Annotated in this window: 10 protein-coding genes and 1 pseudogene; 1 reads left to right on the forward strand and 10 read right to left on the reverse strand. The window is 55.6% G+C overall.

Going from position 1 to position 7,637, the window contains the following annotated elements:
• Positions 1-4: 4 nt before the first annotated feature.
• From HFE64_01360 to HFE64_01370, 3 genes are all read right to left on the reverse strand, one after another.
• Positions 5-535 (reverse strand): hypothetical protein, encoded by a 531-nt coding sequence (locus HFE64_01360; protein MCI8632120.1) that lies wholly within the window; start codon positions 533-535, stop codon positions 5-7.
• Positions 536-630: 95 nt separating this feature from the next.
• The gene (locus HFE64_01365; protein MCI8632121.1) at positions 631-1,974 is read right to left on the reverse strand and encodes a GHKL domain-containing protein; all 1,344 of its coding nucleotides are present in this window, start codon (positions 1,972-1,974) and stop codon (positions 631-633) included.
• A complete protein-coding gene (locus HFE64_01370; GenBank protein MCI8632122.1) occupies positions 1,971-2,708 on the reverse strand; it encodes a response regulator transcription factor in 738 nt (245 codons plus the stop codon). The genes HFE64_01365 and HFE64_01370 overlap by 4 nt, the downstream gene beginning before the upstream one ends.
• 210 nt (positions 2,709-2,918) lie before the next feature.
• Here HFE64_01370 and HFE64_01375 point away from each other — a divergent pair, with 210 nt between their 5' ends.
• Positions 2,919-3,125 carry a transcriptional regulator gene (locus HFE64_01375; GenBank protein ID MCI8632123.1) on the forward strand — a complete coding sequence of 69 codons (207 nt, stop codon included), beginning with the start codon at positions 2,919-2,921 and terminating at the stop codon, positions 3,123-3,125.
• Between the two features lie 170 nt (positions 3,126-3,295).
• On the opposite strand, the pseudogene HFE64_01380 reads toward HFE64_01375, so the two are convergent.
• The 7 genes and pseudogenes from HFE64_01380 to HFE64_01410 all read right to left on the reverse strand — a co-directional run.
• A pseudogene (locus HFE64_01380) lies at positions 3,296-4,522 on the reverse strand (IS110 family transposase).
• Between the two features lie 184 nt (positions 4,523-4,706).
• Positions 4,707-5,210: a DUF4368 domain-containing protein gene (locus tag HFE64_01385; GenBank protein ID MCI8632124.1), complete on the reverse strand. Its 504-nt coding sequence runs from the start codon at positions 5,208-5,210 to the stop codon at positions 4,707-4,709.
• A gap of 57 nt (positions 5,211-5,267) precedes the next feature.
• The gene (locus HFE64_01390) at positions 5,268-5,672 is read right to left on the reverse strand and encodes a hypothetical protein (protein MCI8632125.1); all 405 of its coding nucleotides are present in this window, start codon (positions 5,670-5,672) and stop codon (positions 5,268-5,270) included.
• Positions 5,673-5,678: 6 nt separating this feature from the next.
• Positions 5,679-5,801 carry a hypothetical protein gene (locus tag HFE64_01395; protein MCI8632126.1) on the reverse strand — a complete coding sequence of 41 codons (123 nt, stop codon included), beginning with the start codon at positions 5,799-5,801 and terminating at the stop codon, positions 5,679-5,681.
• A 3-nt stretch (positions 5,802-5,804) separates the two neighbouring features.
• Positions 5,805-6,056 (reverse strand): hypothetical protein, encoded by a 252-nt coding sequence (locus tag HFE64_01400; protein MCI8632127.1) that lies wholly within the window; start codon positions 6,054-6,056, stop codon positions 5,805-5,807.
• Between the two features lie 152 nt (positions 6,057-6,208).
• Positions 6,209-6,631 (reverse strand): recombinase family protein, encoded by a 423-nt coding sequence (locus HFE64_01405; protein ID MCI8632128.1) that lies wholly within the window; start codon positions 6,629-6,631, stop codon positions 6,209-6,211.
• Positions 6,624-7,637 (reverse strand): hypothetical protein (locus tag HFE64_01410; protein MCI8632129.1); only part of this gene is annotated, 1,014 nt, incomplete at its 5' end. The genes HFE64_01405 and HFE64_01410, both read right to left, overlap by 8 nt.

Genomic DNA, 7,637 nt, shown 5'->3' on the forward strand with positions numbered 1-7,637 from the left:
AAAGTCAAACGCGCCAATTTTTTTCCGCCAGTTCCAGATAGTCCTTTCCTTCTTTTCCTGTGATTGTGCCGGTGTTATAACAATTTGTAATGGAACTGTAGCCGCTGTAACCGGCCACACCGCCAACATCCCACTCTCCTATGACCGTACCTGACACGCCAAGATTTTTGACTTCGGCGTATTCGATACAGCCAAACAGTCCCTGCTCTCTATCGTTGGGCGCGTTGATATACAGACCTGTGATCTCGTGGCCGCTACCGTCAAAGGTGCCGCTAAACTTTTTGCTGCTGGTTCCAATTGGCGTCCAGGACTCCTTGCCCTCGCCCTCGCCGTATTTTTCCGACATATCAATATCATTCACCAAAATAACGGTTTTGCCCGCATAAGTATCGCCGTTGTTCACCGCGTCCCGGAACGCCTCCAGCTCCCCAAGGGTCGAGATCGTAACATCCTCCGCCGCCAGCGCGGGGATGGGGAACAGGCTCACCAGTATAGCAAGCGTCAGAAAACCGGCTAATAGTCTTTTCTTCATCATCAAAACCTCCGTGAGAGAAGTAGAACAGGAAGTATCATCCCGCAGGGGGAACCCCCTGCGGGACAGGGGGGCTTACCCCCCTATCCAATGTCATTCTACCAGCACATACACAGGGAAATCCTTGCGGTAAACTCCTCGTTCTTCCGCTGGAATTGTGCGCTGCCGCCGTACTTTTCCGCGATAGCGGCCACGCTCCGCAGGCCCACGCCCTTGCGCCCCTTGCCCTTGCAGGAGGGGAACGCCTCCCACCCGGCAAAGTCCCTGCCGTCCTCCAAATTACCGCAGGTGTTGACGATCCGCACCAGCAGCATGACGCCCATGGGGGCGATCTCGACGGACAGCCGCCGCGCTTCGGCTGGGAGGGGCCGCAGGGCCTCCAATGCGTTTTCCAGGCAGTTGCCCAGCAGCACCGTCATGTCCATGGCGTCCACGCCGCTGCCGCCGCCCTCCAGGGACACCCGGCACTTGACGGGTATTCCTTCCTCTCCGGCCTGGGCCAGGTAGTATTCCAATACACTGTCCACCACCGGGTCGCCGCTGAATTTCTGTTCCTCCAGCCGGTCGTAGACGGTGCCGTACTGTTTGAGGTAGTCCGCAATCTCCTCCTGCCTGCCCTGGGCGTTCAGCGCCCCCAGGGTGTTGAGGTGGTGGCGCAGATCGTGGCGCAGGCGGCGGGCTTCCTCCATTCTCCGGATGAGGTGCTGGTACTGCGTCTGCCAGACCGCCAGCTCACGGGCTGTCTCCGCCTGCTTGCGTACTGTGCCGATCTCCCGAAAGAAGATAAAGTAAGCAGCCATATTCGTCACTACCAGGGCGGTAACGAAAAGCGGCGTATCCGGCATTGATTCATAGTGGGGATTGTAGGTTGCCAGACAGAACAGCACGAACATGATACATAGATAGACTAGTCCCCGTCTGGCCTCCCGTTCCTCCAGAACGGGCAGGCTCTCCCGCAAAACGCGCCGGAGAAAATACCAGACCAGCGGCCATGTCAGTACCGTTGACGCCAAAAGGCACAGGCAGAGTATCATACTCCCGCTTTCCGCATTGACGTTTGCCACATAGTTCTCGCCCAGCACAAACGCCGCGAACACGTTGCTCATAGCGTTGAGCATAGCGGCGTAGTGAAGCATCATGCCGCCGATCAGGAGCTTTCGGACAGTCGGGACGCGGAGGACGCTGGCCCACCCGGAGAGGTAGACCGCAAGCACTGCCGCGAGGCTTATATCCCGCGCAACGATATTCCGCTGTCCCCCCGTACTGACAGCGGCGCTCAACAGCGCCAGTGCCGCACAGCCAAAAATCAGATAGATCACGGAGCATAAAAGACAGCGCCGCCGTTCTCTCCGCAGCTCCAAATCTGAAAAGGGGGTAAGCATCAGCAGGGCTATGGGGATCGTCTGCAGCCAGCGCATAAGAAGGAAAACAGGTTTAATCACAGGCCCGCCTCCTTTGCCCGGTTCATTCCCCGGAACGCAAAATCATTGTAGCGGGTTTGTACCGTCTGCCGCTCCCTCCGGCTGATGGGCAGGGCCTCGCCGTTTCTCAAATGGCAGTTGGCGCTGCCCAGGTGCAGCACCTCATTCAGATTGACAATACAGCTTCGGGAGATTTGCACAAAGTCGGCTTCGTCCGCTAACTGCTCCGCCGCCTGACGGAACAGGCAGGGGAACCACTCGCGCCCGGTTTGCAGATGTACCTCTATGCCCCTATCCTGGCTCAATAAGCAGCATATCCGTTCCAGAGGGACTTGCCGCTCTCCCTGCTGGCCTGGCAGAGCCAGGTAGCGCGGAGGGCGCTCAACGTGGGTGAAAAACCGTTCCAACAGTTCTTTGAGTTTTTCCACCGTCACGGGCTTCATCATGTAGTGCAGAGCGTCCAGGGAAAAGGCTTCAACGGCAAAATCCCGGCTGGTGGTCAGAAACGCGCAGGGAAGTCCGGGTATCAAACCGCGCAGAACGCCAGCCGTTTTTACCCCGTTTTCCTCGCCCATGTAAATATCCAGAACAGCCAGGGCGGGCCGCGCTCCGCCCTCCACCGCTTCGACCAACGCCGCGCCGGAGGGGTATGCGGCGATTTCTATATCGGCGGATAACTCCAACGCCGCCGCGGTCAACGCCGCTTCTATGGCCTCCAACTCCCGCTGTTCATCGTCACAAATGGCAATCAGCATAGTCTTACCTCTCTAAAAAAAGTAATTAGGGGGTTTCATGTGCGTATATACGCACATGACCGCTGCATGTGCAGCGGTCATCAGTCCTCTTTGGGTATATTTTATCCTATCCTCCAAAAGAGCGCAATATCGCCGCCTTACCGCTCATGCACGTTTTCGACCGTTCATGTAATTTCTACGTTTTGCACAAAGGTTTCCGCCTATTCATTCTTGACAGCCCTGGTAAGCGGTATTACCCCCAATGGTCTGAGCAATATTTCAGCTGTTCCCCAAGCAACAATTAAAAGTATTCTCAACGGGGAAAGTCAAAATCCTGGAACAGTTACCATCAAAAAGTTGTGCGATGGTTTTGAAATCACACTGGGAGAGTTCTTTTACGCTCCGGAATTTGATGCTCTGGAGCAGGAAATCTGTTGAGGCGTAAAGACGAAGGACGGTTGCGGTAGTAGTGGCAAACCTGCAAATACATGTCAAGCCCTAAAGAGAAAAAATTTTGAAGAAATTTAGCAGTCGAAAAAGGGAATAACAAAACAAGCCGGTCAGCGAGGGATTTTTGCGAACCGGCTGAAAATAATCATCGTTTTTGGTTAAGCGGCGGTATTTGCCTCAGCATCCAGCGCCGCCAGATGTGTCTTCACTCTGGCATAGTAGATGCTCAGGAATTTGGCAGCACCGGCCACGGTGTAGACATAAAAGTGCTTGCCCTAGGCCCACTTTTTGTCCATGAACTGAAAGATTGGATTGGCCGAGTCGGAGTGCTGGAGGATGACACTGGCGATCTGGAACAAGGTTCTGCGCAGATGGGGGGAACCTCGTTTGGAGATGCGGCGAGACTTGGAATCGAATGTACCCGACTGGAAGGGCGGCGCGTCCATTTCCGCGAAGGCCACCAGAGCGCCCTTGTGGGTAAACCGCCGCACATCGCCGATCTCCGCTATGGGCTGCGGTCCGGTGACCTCGCCTGCGCCCTGCATGGCCATGACCACATCGAACTCCGGTAGCAGAGAGGCCAGACGGAGCATCTCGCCTTGCAGGATAAACAACGCGTCATAGACGGCGTTCAGACTGTCCACAGCCTGAGCAATCAGCAGTTTGGTGCTGTCGCTTTTGGGAAATGTAGCCACGGCGTTTCTGGCAGTGGCGTGGAGCTTTTCAGCGTGAGACTGGGAAAACCGATAACCGGACTTGGCGCACCATTTGCGGTAAGCGTCCGAGAAAGCAGCGAGGGAAATGCCCGCCACGCAGTCCTTGTGCCAGAATCGTTTTACAAAATCCACCCACTTGAAATGCCCGTTGGACCGCTTTGGCTGGGTGTCAAAAGGGGTGTTGACGCCGGGAAAGGTCTGATCCAGCAGGGAGATCAAACCGCTGCGGAGGACCACGCTGGATTTCTTGGTGCGCAGGTACAGGCGGTTCTGCATTTTCAGCATCTGCTGGGTCTCGTCCTCCGGCGAGCAGTCCCGCAGCTCGGCCCGGAAGGACAGGGCATAGTTAGCGATCTTCATGGAGTCTGCCTTGTCTGTTTTGACCTTGCGCAGGGAGTTGTCGCTGAAATCGTGGATGAGCGTGGCGTTGACCACACTGACGAAGAAGCCAGCCTCCTTTAGTGCCAAGGTGATGGGCCGCCAGTACATCCCGGTGTGTTCCATGACGATGCGAATGTCCCCGCTGATGCTCCGCAATGTTTTCACCAGCTCGGACAGTCCGGCGGCATCATGCTCCACCTGGAACGGTGTCAGCACCACGTCGCCGCCTGGTCTGCGCACGGCAACGGTGCTTTTCCCTTTGGATACGTCAATGCCGGCCGCGGTGATCGTTCTATCTTCCATTTGCAAGCCTCCCAAATCAAAAATGGTTTCAACCGGCGCCCGCCGCTGCATAGGGTGGTCTTCGCCCCCGTTTTTGGGGCTGTCACCATTGTAGCAAGCAATGGCCCGGTATAGGCCAATGTTCATAAAACAGTAAGCCTATTTTCCGGGGGTACGGCATAACCTTCGGTCATACCACATCCTGCCCGCTCAATTCTTCCAGCGGGATAAATCCGATGAAATCATACTCAATGCGGATATTCTGGTGCCGTTTCCCGCCGATTTTAACCGGCGCTTCAATGTAGAAGCCTTTCACCAGTTCCCGCAGGGCATAGGGAGTCAATTCCCGCAATTCTGAGTATTTTCGCACCTTCTCCACAAAAGCGTTCAAATCAACCTCACTCTGCGCCTGAACCTTGATCTCCTGCCACAAGGTTTCCGCCTCGGTTTTCAACTGTGCCTGCTTATCCTCATAGGTCTTACTCATCAGGGAAAAACACTCATCCGAAATGCGGCCCTTCGCATTGTCCTCATAGAGGCGGATAAACATCTGGTCTAACTCCTTGATGCGCTTCTCTGCCTTTTTCAAACGCTTTTTCCGCAGATGCACAGCGTCCTCCGAGTTCAGCTTCATCCGCCGCTCCATCACCGTCCGGAAGTGAGCCTCATGGCAGGTGACATAAGAAATTATCATCTTAATGTGCGCCCAGACCAACTCCTCCAGAACAACGGCCCAGATAAAATGCGCTCCTCACTTTTCGCCGTACATCCGGTGAGTAGAGCAGATGAAACAGTCCTGGCGGCGTTCGAAACTCTTGCAGGCGTATAAGTAGAGCCGTTTTCCGCAGTCAGCGCAGAACACCATCCCGGAAAATATACTGCTCCGCCCCGCTTTCGTCATGCGGTGGCGCTGCTGGCGTATCTCCTGCACCTTGTCGGATACTTCCTGCTCAATGATGGCCTCATGGGTTCCATAGAACACAGCCTGTTTTTCAGCCGGATTTTTCCGCGTCTTTTTGTCCAGAATGGAGTTGGTGTAGGTCTTGAAGTTGACCGTACATCCTGTGTACTCCCTGCACTCCAGCATTTTGACGATGGATGAGGACTGCCGCTTGCAGGGGGCCTCCGGCGGCTTGTGGGCGCATTTGCGGCCCATACTGAACTAATAGGCGGTGGGAGTCAGCACCCGGTCCTGCGTCAGCTGCTTGGCAATCTGGGACGGCCCCCGTCCTTCCATGCAGAGGGCGAAAATGCGCCGGACGGTCTGCGCCGCCTCCCCGTCCACAATTCAGTGTCCGGGCCTCTCCGGGTCCTTCTGATATCCATATGGAACCATAGAGGTCAGCGGCTCGCCGCGCTCGCATTTGGCCTTGTTGACCGCCCGAATTTTTCGGTTGCAATCGCGGGCGTAGAACTTATTAAACCAGTTTTTCAGACCTGCAAAATCGTTGTCCACGCTGTTGGGGTCAATGGTATCGTAGTTGTCATTGATGGCGATGAAGCGCATATCGTATTGGGCGAAGGTGATGTTGATATACATCCCAGTCAGTGCCGAATTTCTTCCGAACCTGGATAAATCTCTTTGTGTCAACTAAACACCAAATTTTTTACGGATGCCGGAGGTGGTTGTTGGTCCTTCTTCTGAAAGACTGCCTCCGGCATCCGCTTTATGCGAAAGGGGAAACTCACTTGTCAAATTGCCCCGTCTTGCATAGCCTGCTTTGTCCGCAGTAGCCGCCCCACTTCCTGGTTGGAAAGCTCACCGTTCAGGCAGACGACCTCCACATTATGTTTTCCCAGCCAGCCAACATATTCGAGCGTTCTCCAGATGTCGCGCCCCAGCCTTGTGACGTTCAGGACAAGCAAAATATCCATCTCACCCCGGAGGGCGGCATTGGTGATCTCCGCCAACCCAGGGCGGACCATTGTTGTGCCGGTTTCCTGCTTGGCGGTGCAGCCCACGACCTCATAGTGGTTATCCTTGGCAAAGGCCGTAAGTTCTTCCTGCTGGGTCCTCAGCGCAAAGGCGTTCGGTTCCGCCGTCCGGCAGTATATCCACACCCTGGGCGCTCTTGCGAACCGCATATAGATTGCGACTTTTCTCGGTTTATCCATTGTGTACTTCCTCCTCTTTGGTATTAGAATGGCATCCAAACACATCCCGGAACTTCCAGACGATCTCGATCTCGGTGGGAGAGGACACCAGCACTTCCTTGATGAATGTCTGCGCCAGGTCCGCCGTCAGTGGTGTTGCTCCGGCAAAAGACGTGAACCCATCATCCTCCTGAGCCTTGTCCTGAAAGGCCAGATGCTCCAGTTCAGACAAAAGCTGTTCCTGTGCCTCCTGTTCGGCTTTGGCGGCGGCGAGCTTGCTGTCGATCTCCGCCCGCTGTCTCAGGTAGGCATCCTTTGTTAGTGTCCCACCGCTGAAATCCTCATAGGCCCGGAACTTCTCCTGCCTGTACCGTTCCTGCTGTTGTTCCAGCTTTTGAAGTTCCGCAACACAGGCGGCGATACGATCCTTGCGGGTCAGCATCAGGGAGGACTTCTGCTTTTTCTGTTCCTGGCATATCGCCAGCATCTGCATGACCGCCCGAAAGATGATGCCCTCGATCTCCTTCTCGGAAAACAGTTTTCCCTTCGGGCAATCGCTGTTCTTGTCCGCCCTGCTCTTGGTGCAGCGGTAGTAGTATCCGGCAGAACTGTGGATACGGCTCAGTGTCCGATGACAGTTGCCGCATTTGAGAAGCCCTTTTAAGGGGTAACTGTTGGGCGTCCTTCTAGTGGGAGCGTTCCTCTGCCGGATGATCTCCTGCGCCCGGTCGAAGTCCGCCCTGCTGATGATGGCGTCATGCGCCCCCTCATAGATGATCCAGTCGGGCTTATCCTGCGGGACGGTCCGCTTTTCATGGAGGCTGGCCTTATACCGCTTGCGCCCCACCAGCGCCCCGGTGTACTCATACTGGTGGAGGATGTTCAGCACCGTGGCCGCCGTCCAGCCATTCTTTTCGGAGGCTTTGCGGAACCGTCCGCTCCCCGGATTTTTCTGCCGAAAGTAGGCGCCGGGGGTCAGGACGCCCTCACTGTTCAGCCTGCGGGCAATAGCGGTACTGCCCATACC

It is taken from the genome of Lachnospiraceae bacterium (genome assembly GCA_022794035.1).
GTDB lineage: Bacteria > Bacillota > Clostridia > Lachnospirales > Bianqueaceae > CALWPV01.